Consider the following 20,555-nt stretch of genomic DNA (forward strand, 5'->3'; position numbering starts at 1 on the left):
ATGCCTTATGCGCTATCGGCATGGGGTTTTTGGTGATAATTAGACTAAAGTCTAATGAGCTCTTTCGGTCGTTAAAATATCGTTTCTTTGCATTGCAAGCCGTTGAAGTATAACTGTTTTTTTATTGAACGGTAATGCAACTACGGGTTTTGGCGAGGGTTTTTAGCGATTGGCGCACGCCGGGCGATTGCGCTACGCGGTGGCAAATCGCTATGCTGAGCGACCATTTTCTTGCAGCAGCGAATGCGGAAAACACCCTATTTCGGGCGGGTAACAAGAGCCATAAAAAAAGAAAAACCCGTAATAATACCATAAAAACGCTGCTTACAAAATACGCTGACTAGAGGCACGCCCATGAATAGAGGTCTTCACCAGCCAGGCGAGTTTCGCGATAACTGCGGCTTTGGCCTTATTGCCCACATGGAAGGGCAGGCCAGCCACGACTTGCTGAAAACGGCTATTGAATCACTGACTTGCATGACCCACCGTGGCGGTATCGCGGCAGATGGTAAAACTGGCGACGGTTGCGGTCTGCTGCTGAAGATGCCCGCACAGTTCATGCGTGCTGCCGCCAAAGAAGCGCTCGACGTCGAGCTGGGCGAGCGCTTTGCGGTGGGCTCGGTGTTTTTGCCCAACGACGATGCGCGTGCCTCTAAAGCGAAAGAGACGCTGGTTGCTGAACTCAGCGCGCGTGGTTTGGACGTGCTGGGCTGGCGCGTAGTGCCCACGGACTCCAGCGTCTGTGGCCCCATGGCGCTAGACTGCCTGCCGCGCATCGAGCAAGTGTTCGTTGCCCCTGGCAGCAGCGAGCACTTCGATGTCGACCTCTTCATGGGTCGCCGTTACGCCGAGCAGGCGCTGCGCAGCGACGAAGATTTCTACGTGGCGTCGCTCTCCACTGAAGTCGTCTCCTATAAAGGCTTGGTGATGCCGGAAGATCTACCGGCGTTCTACAAAGACCTGAACGACCCACGTCTGGAAACCGCCATCTGCGTGTTCCACCAGCGCTTCTCGACTAACACCGCACCGCGCTGGCCGTTGGCGCAGCCGTTCCGCTTGCTGGCGCACAACGGTGAAATTAACACCATCGAAGCCAACCGTGGTTGGGCGAACTCGCGTAAGGCGAACTTCGTTAACGAGCGTCTGCCGGATATCGCCAAGCTGGACGAAATCGTCAACACCACCGGCTCCGACTCCTCCAGTATGGATAACATGCTGGAAGTGCTTCTGACCGGCGGCATGGAGCTGCACCGCGCCGTGCGCATGATGGTGCCGCCCGCCTGGCAAAACGTCGAGACCATGGACGCCGAGCTGCGCGCGTTCTACGAGTACAACTCCATGCACATGGAGCCGTGGGACGGCCCTGCGGGCGTGGTGATGACCGACGGCCGCCAAGCAGTCTGTATGCTGGACCGTAACGGCCTGCGTCCCGCGCGCTGGGTGATTACCAAGAATGGCTACATCACCCTGGCCTCCGAAATCGGCACCTACGGCTACAAGCCGGAAGACGTGGTGGCAAAAGGCCGCGTCGGACCCGGCCAGATGCTGGCCGTGGATACCCAAACGGGCGAAGTACTGCACACTCAGGATATCGATGATCGCCTGAAGTCCGCATACCCCTACAAGCGCTGGCTGAAGCAGGAAGCGAACTACCTGGAGTCGGCGCTGACCGAACTGGCGCGCTTCCAAACGATGGACACTGAGGCACTGAACGTGCAGCAGAAGATGTTCCAGGTGACGTTCGAAGAGCGCGACCAGGTGCTGCGCCCGCTGGCGGAAAGTGGCCAGGAAGCGGTGGGCTCCATGGGGGACGATACGCCCATGGCGGTACTGTCGAGTCGCCCGCGCCTGCTGACCGATTACTTCCGTCAGAAGTTTGCCCAGGTCACCAACCCGCCGATCGATCCGCTGCGCGAAGCGATCGTGATGTCGTTGGAAACCTGCTGTGGTGCGGAGCTGAACGTCTTCAAGGCCACGCCGGAACACGCTCACCGCTTGATTTTGACCACGCCGGTGCTCTCGCCGCGTAAATTCACTGCCCTGGTAAGCCAGGATGATCCAGCTTTTGCCAGCCACATGCTGACGCTGGGCTATGACCCTGAGCAGACCAGCTTGCAGCAGGCGATCACCGCGCTATGCCAAGAAGCCGAAGCGCAGGTGAAAGCGGGTAAAGTGATTCTGGTGCTGAGCGATGCGGAGCTGCCCAAAGGCCAGTTGCCCATTCAGGCAGCCTTGGCGGTGGGTGCCGTTCACTCCCACCTTGGCCGCTTGGCGCTACGCCCCAACGCCAACATTGTGGTCGAGACCGGTTACGCTCGCGATGCGCACCAGATGGCGGTGCTGTTCGGTGTGGGCGCAACGGCGGTCTACCCGTGGCTGGCGTATCAGGTCATGGCGGATATGCACCGCACGGGCGAGCTGACCGGCAACCCAGCAGATGCTCGCGAGAACTACCGTAAGGGCCTGCAGAAAGGACTGTTCAAGATTCTTTCGAAGATGGGCATCTCGACGCTGGCTTCCTACCGTGGCTCCATGCTGTTTGAAGCCGTCGGCCTGGCGGATGAAGTCATGGATACCTGCTTCGTGGGCATGGCCTCTCGTATTCAGGGCACCGGCTTTGCCGAGCTTCAGCTTCAGCAAGAGCTGCTGGCCAAGGATGCGTGGATTCCCCGCAAAGGCATCTCCCAAGGCGGCATGCTCAAGTACGTGCATGGCCACGAGTACCACGCCTACAACCCGGACGTAGTGAAATCGCTGCAAGCCGCCGTGCAAGAAGGCAGCTACGCCAAGTGGAAAAAGTTTGCCCAGCTGGTGAACGAGCGCCCGGTGGCCACCATTCGTGACCTGCTGACGCTCAAGCCTTCCGAGTCGCCGGTGCCGCTGGAAGAGGTCGAGCCCATTGAAGCGCTGATTCCGCGCTTTGACAGCGCCGGTATGTCGCTGGGTGCGCTCTCTCCCGAGGCGCACGAAGCGCTGGCCCAGGCCATGAACGAGGCGGGCGGTCGCTCCAACTCCGGTGAAGGCGGCGAAGACCCGGCGCGTTACGGCACCATTCGCAGCTCGAAAATCAAACAAATCGCCTCTGGGCGCTTTGGCGTGACCCCGGCTTACTTGGTCAATGCCGAAGTGCTGCAGATCAAGGTAGCCCAGGGCGCCAAGCCCGGTGAGGGCGGCCAGCTACCGGGCGGTAAGGTCAATCAACTGATTGCCCGCTTGCGCTACTCGGTGCCCGGCGTCACGCTGATTTCACCGCCGCCTCACCACGATATTTACTCCATCGAGGACTTGGCGCAGCTGATCTTTGACCTCAAGCAGGTCAACCCAGACGCGCAGGTCTCGGTAAAACTAGTCTCCGAGCCAGGGATCGGCACTATTGCCACCGGCGTCGCCAAAGCCTATGCGGATTTAATCACCGTGTCTGGCTACGACGGCGGCACCGCAGCCAGCCCGCTCACCTCCATCAAGCACGCCGGTTCCCCTTGGGAGCTGGGCCTGCCTGAGGTGCATCAAGCGCTGCGCATTAACGGCCTGCGGGACAAAATTCGTCTGCAAACCGATGGTGGTCTGAAGACCGGCCTTGACGTCGTCAAAGCGGCGATTCTGGGTGCTGAAAGCTTCGGTTTCGGCACCGCGCCGATGGTCGCGCTGGGCTGTAAATACCTGCGTATTTGCCACCTGAACAACTGCGCCACCGGTGTTGCAACCCAGGATGACTTCCTGCGTGGCGAGCACTTCCGCGGCACCGTGGATATGGTGAAAAACTACTTCCGCTTTATTGCCGAAGAAGTGCGTGAATTGATGGCCATGCTGGGCGTTCGCAAGCTCACCGACCTGATTGGCCGCACGGACCTGCTGGAAGTGCTGGAAGGCAACACGGCGTCGCAGCGTAAGTTGGACTTAATGCCGCTGCTGGCGAACGACTTCGTGCCTGCAGATGCGCCGCAGTTCTGTGAAGTGAGCCGCAACGTGCCCCACGACCCGGGTGCCAAAAACCAGGAAGTCTTGGCGGCGCTGAAAGAGGCCATCGAGTCTCAGTCTGGCGGCACGTTCGATTTCACCATCACTAACTGCGACCGCAGTGTAGGGGCGCTCACCTCCGGGGCGATTGCCAAGCGTTACGGTGAAGAGGGCCTTGAGGCCGCTCCGGTCACCGCGCGCTTTACCGGCGTGGCAGGCCAGAGCTTTGGGGTGTGGAACGCCCGCGGCCTGAACCTTTACCTGGAAGGCGATGCCAACGACTACGTCGGTAAAGGCATGAACGGCGGCAGCATTGTGATCGTGCCGCCGAAAGTCAGCCAGTTCGAGAGCCACAAAACGGCCATCATCGGCAACACCTGCCTCTATGGGGCGACAGGCGGCACGCTGTTTGCCGCAGGTACCGCTGGCGAGCGCTTTGCGGTGCGTAACTCCGGCGCGACGGCCGTGATCGAAGGCGCGGGCGACCACTGCTGTGAGTACATGACCGGTGGTTTGGTCTGCGTGCTGGGTGAAACCGGCGTTAACTTCGGGGCGGGCATGACCGGTGGCTTTGCCTATGTGCTCGATGAAGACCGGACCTTCGTGGACAAGTACAACCACGAGCTGGTCGAAATTCACCGGGTCAACACCGAAGCGATGGAAGCCTACCGTCGACACCTGCGGGAAATGATCGAGGCCTACGTGGCCGCGACGGGTTCCGCACGCGGTGCGGCGATTCTGGAAGACTTTAGCGACTACGCGCGCCACTTCTGGCTGGTGAAGCCGAAAGCGGCCAGCCTGGGTAGTCTGCTGGATCAGTCTCGGCGTCAGCCGCAATAACCGTCAGCGCCTACGCTTCGAGGAGAGAGATCATGGCCAACCGTTTAAACAACGATTTTCAGTTTGTCGACGTGGGTCGTAAAGACCCACAGAAAAAACCGGCGCATACCCGGGCCAAAGAGTTCGCGGAAATTTACGAGCCGTTCAAGCCCACCGATGCGGCGAGCCAAGCGCACCGCTGCTTGCACTGCGGCAACCCCTACTGCGAATGGAAGTGCCCGGTACACAACTACATCCCCAACTGGCTGCAGCTGGTGGTGGAAGGCAACATTATCGAAGCCGCCGAGCTGTCCCACAAAACTAACTCGCTGCCGGAAGTGTGTGGCCGGGTGTGCCCGCAAGACCGCCTGTGTGAAGGCGATTGCACCCTCAACGACGGCTTTGGCGCGGTCACCATTGGCTCGGTAGAGAAGTACATTACCGATACCGCCTTTGCCATGGGCTGGCGCCCGGACATGTCCAAGGTGGTGTGGACCGATAAAAAGGTTGCGATTGTCGGTGCAGGCCCTGCGGGCTTAGGCTGTGCCGATATTCTGGCGCGCAATGGCGTCAAGCCAGTGGTGTTCGATAAGTACCCCGAAATTGGCGGTCTGCTGACTTTCGGTATTCCTGAGTTCAAGCTGGAAAAGAACGTCATGGAGCGCCGTCGTGCGGTATTCGAGGAGATGGGCGTTGAGTTCCGTCTGAATACCGAAATCGGCACCGATGTCGAGTTCGAGACGCTGCTGCAGGAGTACGACGCTGTGTTCCTGGGTATGGGTACTTACAAGTACATGCAGGGCGGCTTCCCCGGTGAAGACCTGCCCGGCGTATACAAGGCGCTGGACTTCCTGATTGCCAACGTCAACCGACGTTTGGGCTTCGAGAAAGACCCGAACGACTTCATCTCTATGGAAGGCAAGCGCGTGGTGGTGCTGGGCGGTGGTGATACCGCGATGGACTGTAACCGCACCTCGATTCGTCAGCGCGCGGCCAGCGTGACCTGTGCCTACCGCCGCGATGAAGAGAACATGCCGGGCTCGCGCCGTGAAGTCGCCAACGCGCGAGAAGAGGGCGTCGAGTTCCTGTTCAACCGCCAGCCGGTGGCGGTGGTGGGTGAAGATAAGGTCGAGGGTGTGAAGGTAGTCCGCACGCGCCTGGGCGAGCCGGATGAGAACGGCCGTCGTCGCCCTGAAGTGGTGCCGGGGTCTGAAGAGATCATTGCGGCCGATGCGGTCGTGGTAGCCTTTGGTTTCCAGGCAAGCCCGGCACCGTGGTTCGATAGCGCCAATATCGACGTTAACGAATGGGATCTTGTTAAAGCGCCTGAGCACGGTCAGTACGCCTTCCAAACCAGCAACGAAAAAATCTTTGCCGGTGGCGATATGGTGCGTGGCTCCGATCTCGTGGTCACCGCTATTTATGAAGGGCGTCAGGCCGCTGAGGGCATTCTGGATTACCTAGGCGTGTAAAGTGTGTATGTCATGCCGAACAGCACCAGGGGTAGGTCGTAGCGAGGGTCTTTTGTCATGGATGACAAAAGTAGCGCCCAGGGATGGGTTCACAGCGCCCTCGCGCAGACCTACCTCTGGGGCAACTGTGCATCGGCATCCTTTAGCCCGATCAATCGGCCTCCCACTGCTTATGTGCAGCCAGTAGCTAGGGTGGGAGGCAGCTTTAGCTCGCGACCGAGGCTGGCGCTGTTTCAGTTCAAATTGAGCCTTAAGGCGTACTCTGCTATTCTGTCGTCCCATCCTGGTGTGGCTTTCTGTTACGCCTTTTGATCACGTTTCGACAGGTTTTCCATGACACGATATATCTTCGTGACCGGCGGCGTTGTGTCCTCTCTTGGCAAGGGCATCGCGTCGGCCTCGCTGGCGGCGATTCTAGAGGCCCGCGGCCTTAAGGTCACCATGCTCAAGCTCGACCCGTACATCAACGTGGACCCGGGCACTATGAGTCCTTTCCAGCACGGCGAGGTGTTCGTCACCGAGGATGGCGCCGAGACGGACTTGGACTTAGGTCACTACGAGCGCTTTATTCGCACCAAAATGACCCAGGGCAACAACTTCACCACCGGCCGTGTGTACGAACACGTGCTGCGCAAAGAGCGCCGTGGCGATTACCTGGGTGGCACTGTGCAGGTCATTCCGCACATTACCGATGAGATCAAGCAGCGCGTCTACGCCGGAGGCGAAGGCTTCGACGTGGCGCTGGTGGAGATCGGCGGTACGGTGGGCGATATCGAATCGCTGCCGTTCCTAGAATCCATTCGTCAGATCCGCAGCGAGCTGGGCGCTAGCCGCGCCATTTACATGCACCTGACTCTGGTGCCGTACATCAAGACTGCTGGCGAAACCAAAACCAAGCCGACGCAGCACAGCGTCAAAGAGCTGCGCTCTATCGGTATCCAGCCCGATATTTTGATTTGCCGCAGCGAAGTGGAGCTCGAAGAGAGCGAGCGTCGCAAGATTGCCTTGTTCACCAACGTGGAAGAGCGCGCGGTGGTGCCGCTGCAAGATGCCGACACCATCTACCGCATTCCGCTGATGCTGCACGAGCACGGCCTCGACGATATCGTCTGCGACAAGCTGCGCCTGGAAGCAGTACCTGCGGACCTGTCGGAGTGGGTCAAGGTACTCGATGCCAAGCTCAACCCGCTGAAGTCCGTCAGCATCGCCATGGTCGGCAAGTACATGGAGCTGCTGGATGCGTATAAGTCGCTGAACGAAGCGCTGATCCACGCAGGTATTCAGGGCCGCATCAAGGTCAATGTCGACTACATCGACTCTGAAGACATCGAGCGTCACGGCACCGAGCGTCTGGCAGGTAAAGATGCCATTCTGGTGCCCGGCGGCTTTGGCGAGCGCGGCGTGGAAGGCAAGATCCTGACCGCCCAGTTTGCCCGTGAAAACAACATCCCTTACCTGGGTATCTGTCTAGGCATGCAGGTAGCGGTGATCGAGTTCGCCCGCAACGTGGCTGGCTGGAAAGACGCCAACTCCACCGAGTTTACCCACGACACCAAGCACCCGGTGGTGGGGTTGATCACCGAGTGGATCAACGCCGAAGGCAAGATCGAGCTGCGCGACGCGGCCTCCGACTTGGGCGGCACCATGCGTTTGGGCGGCCAAGTGTGCCATCTGGCCGCTGGCAGCAAAGCCCGCGAAGCGTACGGTGCCGACGAAATCGTTGAGCGTCATCGCCACCGCTTCGAGGTCAACAACCAGTTCATCGATGATCTGGAAGCCGCAGGCCTGGTGATTTCGGGCAAGAGCGTCGATCAGTCGCTGGTCGAAGTCGTCGAGCTGGCGGACCACCCTTGGTACGTGGCGTGTCAGTTCCACCCGGAGTTCACGTCGACGCCTCGCGACGGTCATCCGCTCTTCTCTGGCTTCGTCAATGCCGCGCTAGAGCATAAAACGGCACGTACCCGTGCCCACGCCGCACCTCAGGAATAAAGGGGGAAGCATGTCTTCTCAGTCCCAATTCCCAGAGCATCACATCAACGTTGCCGGCTTAACCGCCGGCAATTCTTTGCCGCTTATGCTGTTAGGCGGCATGAACGTGCTGGAGTCGGCGGAGCTGGCCGATGAAGTCGCGCAGGCCTACGTGAATGTGACGCAAAAGCTGGGTATGCCTTATGTGTTCAAGGCCAGTTTCGATAAAGCGAATCGCAGCTCGATCCACTCCTATCGTGGTCCTGGGCTGGAAAAAGGCCTGCAAATTCTGGCCGATATCAAGGCGCGCTATAACGTACCCATCATTACCGATGTGCACGAGCCGTGGCAGGCAGCGCCTGCTGTTGAAGTCGCCGATATTATCCAACTGCCGGCCTTCTTGGCGCGCCAAACCGATCTCGTGGTGGCGATGGCGAAAACCGGTGCGGCGATCAATATCAAGAAGCCGCAGTTTTTGGCCCCCCATGAAATGCGCCATATCCTCACCAAGTTTCAGGAAGCGGGCAACGACCGCCTGATGCTGTGCGAGCGGGGCACCAGTTTTGGCTACAACAACCTCGTCGTGGATATGCTGGGCTTTGGTGACATGAAGCAGACCGGCTACCCGGTGTTCTTCGATGTGACCCACTCCTTGCAGCGCCCCGGTGGCCGTGCGGACAGCGCCGATGGCCGCCGTGCTCAGGTCGCCGAGCTTGCTCGTGCGGGCGTTGCCGTGGGCTTGGCCGGACTGTTTTTGGAAGCTCATCCAGACCCCGATAACGCCAAGTGCGACGGCCCCTGCGCGCTGCCGCTGGACCAGCTTGAGCCGTTCTTGACGCAGCTGTCGCAATTAGACGCGCTGGTAAAAGGCTTCGAGCCCTTGACCATCCGTTAATCGCGGCGGCAATCCGTGGTATACATTGGACCTCTCATCGATTAGACCGACAACCAAAGGACACTGTCATGACCAAAATTGTTGAAATCAGTGCGCTGGAAGTGCTCGATTCGCGCGGCAATCCGACCGTTCAGGCCACCGTACGTTTGGAAAGCGGTGCCGTCGGCGTTGCCTGCGCACCCAGCGGTGCCTCCACGGGCTCCCGCGAAGCGCTCGAGCTGCGCGATGGCGACAAGGCACGCTACCTCGGCAAAGGCGTTTTGAAAGCCGTCGAGGCCGTGAATGGCAAGATCCGCGATGCGTTGTTGGGAATGGATGCGCGGGACCAGCGGGGCTTGGACGACGCCATGCTGGCGCTGGACGGCACGGATAACAAAGCCACCCTCGGTGCCAATGCGATTCTGGCGGTATCTCTGGCGGCGGCGAAAGCGGCGGCAAACGCCAAAGGCGTGCCGCTGTATGCGCATATCGCCGAGCTATACGGCCAGCCCGGCCAGTACAGCATGCCGGTGCCGATGATGAACATTCTGAACGGTGGCGAGCACGCGGATAACAACGTGGACATCCAGGAGTTCATGGTACAGCCAGTCGGCGCTGCGAACTTCCGTGAAGGTCTGCGTATGGGCGCGGAGATTTTCCACGCGCTGAAAAAAGTGCTCTCCGCCAAAGGCCTCTCGACGTCGGTGGGCGATGAGGGTGGCTTTGCGCCGAACTTGGCGTCCAACGCCGACGCGCTGGCGGTCATCAAGCAAGCCGTTGCCGATGCGGGTTACACCCTGGGCAGCGACGTCACGCTGGCGCTGGACTGTGCCTCATCCGAGTTCTACAAAGACGGTCAGTACAACCTCTCTGGCGAAGGCAAGCGCTACGACGCCGAAGGTTTTGCGGACTACCTGGCGGGCCTGTGTGCCGACTATCCGATCGTCTCGATCGAAGACGGCATGGACGAGTCCGACTGGGCTGGTTGGAAGGCGCTGACCGACAAGCTGGGCGACAAAGTGCAGCTGGTGGGGGACGACCTGTTCGTGACCAACACTAAGATCCTCAAGCGCGGCATCGATGAGCAGATCGGTAACTCCATCCTGATCAAGTTCAACCAAATCGGCTCGCTGTCTGAAACCCTGGATGCGATCAAAATGGCCCAGGATGCAGGCTTCACGGCGGTCATCTCCCACCGCAGTGGCGAAACCGAAGACACCACCATTGCCGATCTGGCCGTGGGCACCTGCGCTGGTCAAATCAAGACCGGCTCACTGTGCCGCTCTGACCGTGTCGCGAAGTACAACCGCTTGCTGGTGATCGAAGCCGAGCTTGGCGATGTGAGCTACCCCGGTTTGAAAGCGATTAAAGGTCAGTAAGCGGAAAAATAGCCTCCGCGTGTAAGAGATCTCTCAAAAATTTGTAAGAGATCTCTTACAAATGCCGACGACATTCGCTCGGAACCATGTAAGAAAAAGCGAATTTTTTCACTAATCTTAATTTAAGTCGTTGATATTTAAGATTTTAGTGAGAGAGGGGCGAGCCGGTAAGGCTCGCCTTTTGCGTTTTGGGCTTGGTTGAGAAGTTAGCCGCTTCTGCCACAATGATCTCAGGACAAGGGGAGGCAAGGATGCTTCAGGCAGGATGCAACGGGATGCAGGTAGGTGCGCCGGGTGACACAGTGATGTGAGCCCTGGCAAGGACGTCACCTGAGGAGGTTGACACAGGGAGTGGTCAGAGGAAGTGCTTGGAGCGGGCGGCCTACGGGCCGCCTTTTTTTATGCCCGCCATTTACGCAGCGCTGAAGCGCTGTTCATCCGCTCACAAAAAAACCAGCGCTTACGCTGGTTTTTTGCGGCGTGTCGACACGCAGCGCTTAGCGCTCGAGTTTTTCCAGCTTGCCGGTTTTGCCGTCCCACTCTTCGGCATCGGGGAGCGGGTCTTTCTTCTCGGCAATATTGGGCCACACCTCGGCCAGCTCCGCGTTGATCTCGATGAACTGCTCCTGACCATCTGGCAGCTCGTCCTCGGAGAATATCGCCTCAGCCGGACACTCTGGTTCACACAGCGCGCAGTCGATGCACTCGTCTGGGTGAATGACCAGGAAATTGGGGCCTTCGTAGAAACAGTCGACCGGGCACACTTCCACACAGTCGGTGTATTTGCATTGGATGCAGTTCTCGGTAACGACAAACGTCATCTTGCTATCCCTCTTGCGAGACCGAGAAGTCTCCCGGTCGTGGTCAATCGTGAATGGTTATAAATCAGCGGTTTTTTATAAGATAAAAAAGTATGGCCGACATTCTAGTGGTGCCCATACCCGGCGGCAAGCGCTCACGCTCATCTGTTGATGCGATTACTGCCGCTCATTATATCCATTGTCTATAGCAGCTCTCGCCACTGATACAACAGGGCCAGCGCTTCCCGAGGCGACAAGTCGTCGATATCCGCCTTGCCGAGCGCTTCCACCACCGGGTGTGGGGCGCTAGCGAACAGGTCGTTTTGCTGCGGTATCGACGGGCTCGCCGCCGGTCGCTGCTGTTCGTCGACATCCCGCTGTTCGAGCATCATCAGCTTTTCCCGAGCGCGGCGAATCACCGGATTAGGCACACCGGCGAGCTGGGCGACCTGCAAGCCATAGCTCTGACTGGCAGGACCCGCCTCGATACGGTGCATGAACACGATACCATCGCCGTGCTCTGTCGCTGTCAGATGAATATTGGCGACGCCCTCCGCCTGCTCAGGTAGCGCCGTCATTTCAAAATAGTGCGTGGCAAACAGCGTGAGCGCCCGCGCGTTGGCGAGATGCTCAGCGCTTGCCCAGGCCAAGGAGAGCCCGTCGAAGGTGCTGGTGCCGCGGCCAATCTCATCCATCAGCACCAGGCTATGCTCGGTGGCATTATGCAGGATATTGGCGGTTTCGGTCATTTCCACCATGAAGGTCGAGCGTCCGCCGGCGAGGTCATCCGACGAGCCAATTCGGGTAAAGATACGGTCGACCGGGCCGATCTCGGCGGCATCGGCGGGCACGAAACTGCCGCTATGGGCGAGTAGCGCAATCAACGCCGTCTGGCGCATGTAGGTCGATTTACCGCCCATGTTGGGGCCGGTAATGATCAGCATGTGCTGCTGCGGGGTTAGCCGCACGTCGTTGGGCACGAACGGTTTGTCGCTGACCTGCTCCACGACCGGGTGGCGCCCGGCAGTAATGGTGATGCCGGTGGCCTCCACCAATCGAGGGCGCACCCAGTTGAGGGCGTCGGCGCGCTCGGCGAAGGCGCACAGCACGTCTAGCTCTGCGAGTGCACGAGAGGTGTTTTGTAGCTCGTGCAATTGGGCGTTGAGGTCAGCCAGGAGCTGATCGTAAAGCCATTTTTCCCGAGTGAGCGCCCGCGACTTGGCGGAAAGTGCCTTGTCCTCGAACTCTTTCAGCTCGGGAATGATGAAGCGTTCGGCGTTTTTCAGCGTTTGGCGACGGATGTAGTCGGCGGGCGCATGCTGCGCCTGGGCGCGAGGGAGCTCGATGAAGTAGCCATGTACCCGGTTATAGCCCACTTTGAGGTTGGCAAGTCCCGTGCGCTCGCGCTCTCTCCTTTCCAGTTGTACGAGGTAGTCGCCAGCGTTTTCGGCCATACCGCGGTGCTCGTCCAGCTCGGCATCGAAGCCGTCGGCAATCACGCCGCCATCCCGAATCACGACGGGCGGGTTGTCGACCAGCGCGCGCGCTAGCGTATCGGCCAGCTCGGGGTAGGGGCGAATGTGCGGCTTGAGGCTATCCAGGGCGCTGCCGCTGTCGATATCGATCAGCAGCGCTTCCAGCGTGGGCAGCGTGGCGAGCGCATCTCTCAGACGCGCGAGATCGCGTGGGCGCGCGCTGTAAAGAGCCACGCGGGCGAGTATGCGTTCCACGTCCCCCACGTCGTTCAACGTTTCCCGCAGGCTCATGTAAGCGGCATCGATGGAGAGCAGGGCAACGCCGGCTTGGCGGCCCTCGACGATCTCTCGCTGGCGCAGCGGGCGGTTCAGCCAGCGCTTTAAAAGCCGCGACCCCATGGCGGTGGTGCAGGTATCGAGCACGCTGGCCAGGGTGTTATCGCTGGTACCCCCTAGATTGATGTCGATCTCCAGGTTACGGCGGCTGGCGGCGTCGATCACCACGGCATCATCGCGGTTCTCTACGCTGATGGCGGTCACATGGGGCAGGCGCGAGCGCTGGGTATCGCGGGCGTAGTCGATCAGGACACCGGCCGCGATCAGCGCCGTGGAGAGGTGCGCGCAGCCAAAGCCACGCAGGTCACTGACTTCAAACTGGTCGCATAGGCTGCGGGTGGCGCTCTCCAGATCGAATAGCCACTCCCCCTGGCGGCGTAGGCTGCGCTGTTGCGACCACGCATCAGGCAAGGTCAGACTCTCCGGCACCAGCAGCTCAGCGGGAGAGAGACGAGTAAGCTCGGCGAGCATTTCCGCTTCGCTCTCGACTTCCAGTACGTTGAAACGACCGCTGGAGAGCTCCAGCCACGCCAATCCCCAGCCTGCTTTGCCGGGGGCAACGGCCACCAGGACGTTATCTCGCCGAGCATCGAGCAGGGCTTCATCGTGCAGCGTACCGGGCGTCACGATACGCACGACCTTGCGCTCTACGGGCCCCTTGCTGGTGGCCGGGTCGCCGATTTGCTCGCAAATCGCCACCGACTCCCCGCCGGCCACCAAGCGTGCCAAATACCCCTCGGCACTATGGTAGGGCACGCCAGCCATGGGGATGGGCTTGCCTCCAGATTGGCCGCGTTGCGTCAGCGTAATATCCAGCAGCGCGGCAGCGCGCTTTGCGTCGTCGAAAAATAGCTCGTAAAAATCCCCCATGCGGTAAAACAGCAGTACCTCGGGGTGCTCGCGCTTGATGTTAAGGTATTGCGCCATCATTGGCGTATGGGCGGGGCTGGCCTGTGACATGGGCGTCCTGATTGAGCGTGGCGCAAGCGTTGAGCCTGCGGCATGTTCGTTGGGCAATTTCGTTGAGAAAGCTAAACGCAGTATTCTACGCTACCCTAAGGTCTTACATGAAGGAGTCACCATGGCCCCCAGCGTTTCCAGCCTCAAGAATCTCGATTTATCGCTGCTTGCCCAGCGCCTGGGGCGGCAATGCCTTCAACTGGGCGTGGAGGTGACCACCGCGGAGTCATGTACCGGTGGCGGCATCGCTAGCGCCATCACCTCGGTGGCTGGCAGTTCGGCCTATTTTACGGCGGGCTACGTTACGTACTCCAACGCCGCGAAAACACGTCTGTTAGGCGTGGAGGCGGCCACTCTCGCTGACCACGGCGCGGTCAGCGAACCCGTGGTGAAGCGCATGGTCGCCGGTGCCTGCCGCGAGAGCGGTGCCGATGTGGCCGTCGCGGTGAGCGGGGTGGCAGGGCCCGATGGTGGCAGTGATGACAAGCCGGTAGGTACCGTGTGGATCGCTTGGGGCGGTGCCGAACAGCAAGAGGCCGAGCGCTTCCTTTTTCCTGGCGATCGCCAAGCGGTGCGTGAGCAGGCGGTGCGTGAAGCCCTGGCGGGGCTGGTCGCTCGGTTGAGCGCCCAGGCGCAGAAGAAATAATCGTTAAAGTTGCCGTCGAGGATTTGTTTAGTCGCTAATCTTTGGCATACTACTGGCTAATTATACAGCTTGTTATGAGGAATCTCTGCATGGCTCAGGAAGACAACCGCACAAAAGCGCTTAATGCCGCACTCAGCCAAATTGACCGTCAGTTTGGCAAAGGAACCGTTATGCGCCTCGGCGATGCGCCTCGCGTCGTTATGCCGTCTGTCTCCACTGGTTCTTTAGGGCTGGATATTGCCCTGGGCATTGGTGGTTTGCCGTTTGGTCGCGTCGTCGAAATCTTTGGTCCTGAGTCGTCGGGTAAAACGACCCTGACACTGTCGGTCATTGCCCAGGCGCAAAAGCAGGGCAAAGTGTGCGCTTTCGTCGATGCCGAGCACGCGCTCGACCCGAGCTACGCTGAGAAACTGGGTGTCAACTTGGACGACCTGCTGGTTTCCCAGCCGGATACCGGTGAGCAAGCGCTAGAGATCACCGACATGCTGGTTCGCTCCGGCGGTGTCGATGTCATCATCATCGACTCGGTGGCGGCGCTAACCCCGCGTGCCGAGATCGAGGGCGAAATGGGCGATTCCCACGTGGGCCTTCAGGCGCGTTTGATGTCCCAGGCGCTGCGCAAAATCACCGGTAACATCAAAAACGCCAACTGTTTAGTGGTCTTCATCAACCAGATTCGTATGAAAATCGGCGTGATGTTCGGCAGCCCCGAGACCACCACTGGCGGTAATGCGCTGAAGTTTTACTCCAGCGTGCGCTTGGACATTCGCCGCACTGGTTCGGTGAAGTCGGGCGACGAAGTCACCGGCAACGAAACCCGCGTGAAAGTGGTGAAGAATAAGGTGGCACCGCCGTTCCGGCAGGCCGAATTCCAAATCCTGTACGGCAAAGGCATTTACCACGCGGGCGAGGTCATCGATCTTGGCGTGCAGTGCAACTTGGTCGATAAAGCCGGCGCTTGGTACAGCTATAAAGGTAACAAGATCGGTCAGGGTAAAGCCAATGCGGCCCAGTACCTGGAGGAGCATCCCGAGATCATGAACGAGATTGAGACTCAGATTCGTGAACAGCTCCTGGCCAAGGCCGAACCGAAGAAAGAAGACGCGCCTGCCGCAGACGTGGCCGCCGATGGCGATGACGATCTGCTCTAAGCGGCCATTCCCGTTGGCGTGGAAAAGAGGAGGGCGCCATGTTCTCCTCTAATGCAGACGTCTCGCCACGGGTCGTCGCCATTCAATTGCTGGCTCGGCGCGAGTATTCCCGCGCCGAGCTGGCGCGTAAGCTGAAGCAAAAATCCTTCGATGGTGATGAGATCGACGCCTGCCTCGATGCCCTAGCCGAACAGGCGCTCCAGTCAGACGCGCGATTCGCCGAGAGCTTCGTCCGTTCGCGGATTGCCCGGGGGCAGGGCGTGATTCGTATCAAAGGCGAGTTGCGCCAACGAGGCGTGGATCAAGAAACGCTCTCGGAGGCGTTGGCGGCCGTTGAAGAGCGTGAGGCCATCGACTGGTTTGAACTTGCTAAAGAAACGCTGGCAAGACGCTATGACTCCCCAGGTGAAACACCTAAAGAGCGCGCCAAGCGCGAGCGCTTTTTAGCAACACGCGGCTTTGATTTCGAGCAAATTCGCTACGCGCTCTCCTGCTTGTAGTTCCCTCTGGGTGTTTTACGCCCCTCCTAAGTAGGGGGTTCTACCGATACGTGCCGCCCTATGGTAATGCCCACTTCTCCCTCGTTGACGCAGTCTGTTTGGCTTCTGCCACTAACTGCGGCTTTAGTCGTTTGACAACTGCGTTATAATGGACCCTTTGCGACCCCAGCGGGTGGCGGCGACAGCGCCCTGGGGCATCACGCTTTCTTGTTACGGATACCCTATGAAAAGCGCAGAGATCAGACAGGCCTTCTTATCGTTTTTTGAAGAGCACGGCCATACGGCAGTGCCGTCTAGCTCGCTGGTGCCGGGCAACGACCCGACGCTGCTGTTCACCAACGCGGGCATGGTGCCTTTCAAAGATGTCTTCCTGGGCCGTGACCCGCGCCCCTACGTGCGCGCTACGTCTGCTCAGCGCTGTGTGCGTGCCGGTGGCAAGCACAATGATTTGGACAACGTAGGTTACACTGCGCGCCACCACACCTTCTTCGAGATGCTGGGCAACTTTAGCTTTGGCGATTACTTCAAGCGCGACGCCATTCGCTTTGCCTGGACGTTTTTGACCGAGACTCTGGGGCTGCCCAAAGAAAAACTGTGGGTCACGGTGCACATCAGCGACGATGAAGCCGAACGCATCTGGAAAGAGGAGATCGGTATTGACCCGGAGCGTTTCTCCAAGCTGGATGAAGACAACTTCTGGCAAATGGGCGACACCGGCCCCTGTGGTCCTAGTTCCGAGATTTTCTTTGATCACGGCCCGGAAGTGTGGGGTGGCCCGCCCGGAAGCCCGGAAGAGGATGGCGACCGCTACATCGAGATCTGGAACCTCGTTTTCATGCAGTTCGAACGCGATGCTCAAGGCACCCTCAACCCGTTGCCGAAGCCCTCTATCGACACGGGCATGGGCTTGGAGCGGGTGGCGGCCGTCATGCAGGGCGTACACTCCAACTACGAAATCGATCTGTTCCAGAACCTGCTCAATGCCGCTGCCAACGCCACGGGGCATAGTGATACCACGACGCCCTCGCTGCGCGTCATTGCCGACCACATTCGCTCCTGCGCCTTCTTGATTGCCGACGGCGTACTGCCCTCCAATGAAGGTCGTGGCTACGTGCTGCGCCGGATCATTCGCCGGGCGATTCGCCACGGCCACAAGTTGGGCGCTTCCGAACCGTTCTTCCACAAGCTGGTCTCTGCGCTCGACGCCGAAATGGGCGACGCATATCCCGAACTGCGCGATGCCAGTGAGCAGATCGCTCGTGTACTGCTGAAAGAGGAAGAGCAGTTTGCCCGCACGCTAGATCACGGTATGGGCTTGCTTAATGCTGCTCTAGAAGAGCTTCAGGGCGACGTGCTGCCCGGCGAAACTGTGTTCAAGCTCTACGACACCTATGGCTTTCCATTCGATTTGACCGCCGACGTGTGCCGTGAGCGTGAAGTGACACTGGACGAGGCGGGCTTCCAGCGTGAGCTCGAAGCCCAGCGTGAGCGCGCCCGCGCCGCTAGCCAGTTTGGCGCGGATTACACTGCCTCGATCGAGTTAGACGGCGAAACCCAGTTCACCGGCTACGAGCGGTTGGAGGACCAAGCCACCGTCACGGCGCTCGTGGATAGCGACGGTAATGCGCTGGCGGCTCTGGAGGCGGGGCAGAAAGGCACCGTGGTGCTGGATCGCACGCCGTTCTACGGGGAGTCTGGTGGTCAGGTGGGCGACACCGGCTACTTGCACGTCGATGGCGGTCGTTTCCAGGTGACCGACACCCAGAAACAGAGCGGCCACCATCTTCACCAGGGTGTGATGGTCGAAGGAACGCTGAGCGTGGGTGCCAACGTGCGTGGTGAAGTCGACGCCAGCCTGCGCGGTGCGACCATTCGTAACCACTCCGCGACCCACTTGCTGCACAAAGCATTGCGGATGGTGCTGGGGGACCACGTGCAGCAGAAAGGTTCGCTGGTCAACGCCGAACGTCTGCGTTTCGACTTTAGCCACTTCGAGCCGATGACCGCCGAGCAGCTTGCTGAGGTCGAGCGCATCGTCAATGAACAGATTCTGGCCAACGCGCCGACGAAAATCGAGCAAATGAGCCTCGCGGACGCCAAGGCCAAAGGCGCGGCGGCGCTGTTCGAAGCCAAGTACGCTGATAACGTGCGCGTGTTGACCATCGGTGCCGATGACTTCTCCATCGAGCTTTGCGGCGGCACCCACGTCAACCGCAGTGGCGACATTGGCTGCTGCCACGTCGTCAGCGAGGTAGGTATCGCCTCCGGCGTACGCCGTATCGAAGCGATTACCGGTGAAAACGCCTTGGCCTACTTCCGCGAACAGGAAGCGCGCGTGCAGCGCCTGGGCGAGCGTTTGAAAACCAAGCCTGAACAGGTGGAAGCCCGTGTCGAATCACTGGTGGAGCGCAACCGCAGCTTGGAAAAAGAGCTCGAGCAGCTCAAAGCGAAGCTGGCGAGCGCGGCGGGCAGTGACATGCTCAGCCAGGTGCAGGACGTCGGCGGTGTGAAGCTGCTGGTGACCGAGCTGGAGGGCGTCTCTGGTAAAGACCTGCGCGGCGTACTGGATCAGTTGAAGAACAAGCTGGGCTCCGGCGTCATCCTGCTAGGCACGGCCGACAAAGCCGCCGGCAAAGTCAGTCTGATTGCCGGGGTGACCGCCGACTTGACCGATCGGGTCAAAGCGGGCGAACTGGTCAACCATGTGGCCTCCCAGGTAGGCGGTAAAGGGGGCGGTCGCCCCGACATGGCACAAGCGGGCGGCAGTCAGCCAGAGGCGCTGCCGGATGCGTTGAACAGTGTCCCGGCTTGGTTGGAAAACACGCTTCGCTAAATAGAGAGGCCGGTGGCATTATTTGCCATCGGCCTTTTTGCTAGTTAGGAAACTTAGCAACAACAATATTCACCCTCCATTCCCGAACGTAAAGGAAAAACGGCATATGGCACTATACGTACAGAAGTTCGGCGGCACCTCGGTGGGCTCTGTCGACCGTATCAAGGCCGTGGCGGAAAAAGTGAAAGGCTTTCGCGACCAAGGCCACCAGGTCGTGGTCGTCGTCTCCGCGATGAGCGGCGAAACGAACCGCCTCACCGATATGGCTCACGCCCTCAACGAAGACCCCGCGCCCCGTGAAATGGACATGCTGCTTTCCACCGGCGAGCAGGTCACCATTTCCCTGCTGGCCATGGCGCTGCAGCAAATTGGCGTTCCGGCAACCTCGCACACCGGTGCTCAGGTGGGAATTCTGACGGATAGCGCCTACACCAAAGCGCGTATCCAGCGCATCGAAACCGACGACCTGAAGTCTGACCTGGACGAAGGTAAGGTCGTGGTCGTGGCCGGTTTCCAGGGCGTGGACGAAGACGGCAATATTACCACGTTGGGCCGTGGCGGCTCGGACACCACCGGGGTGGCTCTGGCAGCGGCCCTTGGCGCTGATGAGTGCCAAATCTATACCGATGTGGACGGTGTTTACACCACCGACCCTCGCGTCTGCTCCAAAGCGCAGCGCCTTGAAAGCATCACCGTAGAAGAGATGCTCGAACTCGCCAGTTTGGGCTCTAAAGTGCTGCAAATTCGCGCGGTTGAATTCGCCGGTAAGTACAACGTACCGCTGCGGGTGCTGTCGAGCTTTGAAGACGGCCCGGGCACCCTGATTGTTGCTGACTCAGACCAAGACGAGGATTCTATGGAAGAACCGCTAATCTCCGGTATCGCCTTTACCAAAAACGAAGCCAAATTGACGCTGTTGAACACCCCAGACGTTCCGGGTGTGGCTTCCCGTATTTTGGGCCCGATTGCCGATGCCAACATCGAAGTCGATATGATCGTTCAGAACGTCGCACCGGCTGGCGACTACACCGATTTCACCTTCACCGTGGCGAAGGGTGACTACAAGGCCACCAAAAAGCTGTTGGAAGAGACAGTTATTCCTGACCTGGGCGGCGGCGAGCTGCGCGGTGACGATAATATTGCCAAAGTGTCACTGGTGGGCGTCGGTATGCGCTCTCATGCGGGTGTCGCCTCTAAAATGTTTCGCGTATTGGCCGATGAAAACGTCAATATCCGTATGGTCTCCACGTCCGAAATTAAAATTTCTGTCGTGATTGACGAAAAACATATGGAACTTGCTGTCAACGCCTTACACAAAGCATTTGGTCTCGATAAATCCGATATCGAATCTGAATAACAATTGTGGCCTAAACCTTCTACGCTGA

At 59.3% G+C, this 20,555-nt stretch carries 12 protein-coding genes; 10 read left to right on the forward strand and 2 right to left on the reverse strand.

All coding sequences use genetic code 11. The annotated features are described in order from the left end of the window. Nucleotides 1–354 precede the first annotated feature (354 nt). The 5 genes from gltB (at nt 355) to eno (ending at nt 10,469) form a co-directional block, all read left to right on the forward strand. On the forward strand, nt 355–4,797 hold the full coding sequence (gene gltB / locus CTT34_RS03740; protein ID WP_159341242.1) for a glutamate synthase large subunit: 4,443 nt from the start codon (nt 355–357) through the stop codon (nt 4,795–4,797). A gap of 32 nt (nt 4,798–4,829) precedes the next feature. Continuing rightward, complete coding sequence (locus tag CTT34_RS03745) at nt 4,830–6,248, forward strand: FAD-dependent oxidoreductase (protein ID WP_062362444.1); 1,419 nt, start codon at nt 4,830–4,832, stop codon at nt 6,246–6,248. A gap of 333 nt (nt 6,249–6,581) precedes the next feature. Next, nucleotides 6,582–8,237, forward strand: a complete 1,656-nt coding sequence (locus CTT34_RS03750; RefSeq protein ID WP_159341243.1) for a CTP synthase — start codon at nt 6,582–6,584, stop codon at nt 8,235–8,237. Nucleotides 8,238–8,247: 10 nt separating this feature from the next. Further along, a complete protein-coding gene (kdsA, locus tag CTT34_RS03755; RefSeq protein ID WP_159341244.1) occupies nt 8,248–9,111 on the forward strand; it encodes a 3-deoxy-8-phosphooctulonate synthase in 864 nt (287 codons plus the stop codon). Nucleotides 9,112–9,179: 68 nt separating this feature from the next. Beyond that, the gene (gene eno, locus CTT34_RS03760; RefSeq protein ID WP_159341245.1) at nt 9,180–10,469 is read left to right on the forward strand and encodes a phosphopyruvate hydratase; all 1,290 of its coding nucleotides are present in this window, start codon (nt 9,180–9,182) and stop codon (nt 10,467–10,469) included. A 497-nt stretch (nt 10,470–10,966) separates the two neighbouring features. Here eno and fdxA read toward each other — a convergent pair whose 3' ends face one another. Further along, nucleotides 10,967–11,290, reverse strand: coding sequence for a ferredoxin FdxA (gene fdxA, locus CTT34_RS03765; protein ID WP_044628866.1), 324 nt, complete (start codon nt 11,288–11,290; stop codon nt 10,967–10,969). 182 nt (nt 11,291–11,472) lie between these two features. Beyond that, nucleotides 11,473–14,040, reverse strand: coding sequence for a DNA mismatch repair protein MutS (gene mutS, locus CTT34_RS03770; protein ID WP_159341246.1), 2,568 nt, complete (start codon nt 14,038–14,040; stop codon nt 11,473–11,475). Between the two features lie 121 nt (nt 14,041–14,161). Between mutS and CTT34_RS03775 the strand changes: the two genes are divergently transcribed. The 5 genes from CTT34_RS03775 (at nt 14,162) to CTT34_RS03795 (ending at nt 20,527) form a co-directional block, all read left to right on the forward strand. Next, complete coding sequence (locus CTT34_RS03775) at nt 14,162–14,686, forward strand: CinA family protein (RefSeq protein WP_159341247.1); 525 nt, start codon at nt 14,162–14,164, stop codon at nt 14,684–14,686. Between the two features lie 89 nt (nt 14,687–14,775). Continuing rightward, nucleotides 14,776–15,837, forward strand: a complete 1,062-nt coding sequence (gene recA, locus CTT34_RS03780) for a recombinase RecA (protein ID WP_159341248.1) — start codon at nt 14,776–14,778, stop codon at nt 15,835–15,837. A 38-nt stretch (nt 15,838–15,875) separates the two neighbouring features. Next, complete coding sequence (locus CTT34_RS03785) at nt 15,876–16,337, forward strand: regulatory protein RecX (RefSeq protein WP_159341249.1); 462 nt, start codon at nt 15,876–15,878, stop codon at nt 16,335–16,337. A 223-nt stretch (nt 16,338–16,560) separates the two neighbouring features. Continuing rightward, complete coding sequence (gene alaS / locus CTT34_RS03790) at nt 16,561–19,170, forward strand: alanine--tRNA ligase (protein ID WP_159341250.1); 2,610 nt, start codon at nt 16,561–16,563, stop codon at nt 19,168–19,170. Between the two features lie 106 nt (nt 19,171–19,276). Continuing rightward, nucleotides 19,277–20,527, forward strand: coding sequence for an aspartate kinase (locus tag CTT34_RS03795; protein ID WP_159341251.1), 1,251 nt, complete (start codon nt 19,277–19,279; stop codon nt 20,525–20,527). The last annotated feature ends 28 nt before the right edge of the window (nt 20,528–20,555 follow it).

Source organism: Halomonas meridiana, assembly GCF_009846525.1.
Classification (GTDB): Bacteria; Pseudomonadota; Gammaproteobacteria; order Pseudomonadales; family Halomonadaceae; genus Vreelandella.

What these genes read in the sequence shown, in the direction of transcription:
- gltB (WP_159341242.1), top strand. Translation starts at nt 355, where the DNA reads ATGAATAGAGGTCTTCACCAGCCAGGCGAGTTTCGCGATAACTGCGGC.
- CTT34_RS03745 (WP_062362444.1), top strand. Translation starts at nt 4,830, where the DNA reads ATGGCCAACCGTTTAAACAACGATTTTCAGTTTGTCGACGTGGGTCGT.
- CTT34_RS03750 (WP_159341243.1), top strand. Translation starts at nt 6,582, where the DNA reads ATGACACGATATATCTTCGTGACCGGCGGCGTTGTGTCCTCTCTTGGC.
- kdsA (WP_159341244.1), top strand. Translation starts at nt 8,248, where the DNA reads ATGTCTTCTCAGTCCCAATTCCCAGAGCATCACATCAACGTTGCCGGC.
- eno (WP_159341245.1), top strand. Translation starts at nt 9,180, where the DNA reads ATGACCAAAATTGTTGAAATCAGTGCGCTGGAAGTGCTCGATTCGCGC.
- fdxA (WP_044628866.1), bottom strand. Translation starts at nt 11,290, where the DNA reads ATGACGTTTGTCGTTACCGAGAACTGCATCCAATGCAAATACACCGAC.
- mutS (WP_159341246.1), bottom strand. Translation starts at nt 14,040, where the DNA reads ATGTCACAGGCCAGCCCCGCCCATACGCCAATGATGGCGCAATACCTT.
- CTT34_RS03775 (WP_159341247.1), top strand. Translation starts at nt 14,162, where the DNA reads ATGGCCCCCAGCGTTTCCAGCCTCAAGAATCTCGATTTATCGCTGCTT.
- recA (WP_159341248.1), top strand. Translation starts at nt 14,776, where the DNA reads ATGGCTCAGGAAGACAACCGCACAAAAGCGCTTAATGCCGCACTCAGC.
- CTT34_RS03785 (WP_159341249.1), top strand. Translation starts at nt 15,876, where the DNA reads ATGTTCTCCTCTAATGCAGACGTCTCGCCACGGGTCGTCGCCATTCAA.
- alaS (WP_159341250.1), top strand. Translation starts at nt 16,561, where the DNA reads ATGAAAAGCGCAGAGATCAGACAGGCCTTCTTATCGTTTTTTGAAGAG.
- CTT34_RS03795 (WP_159341251.1), top strand. Translation starts at nt 19,277, where the DNA reads ATGGCACTATACGTACAGAAGTTCGGCGGCACCTCGGTGGGCTCTGTC.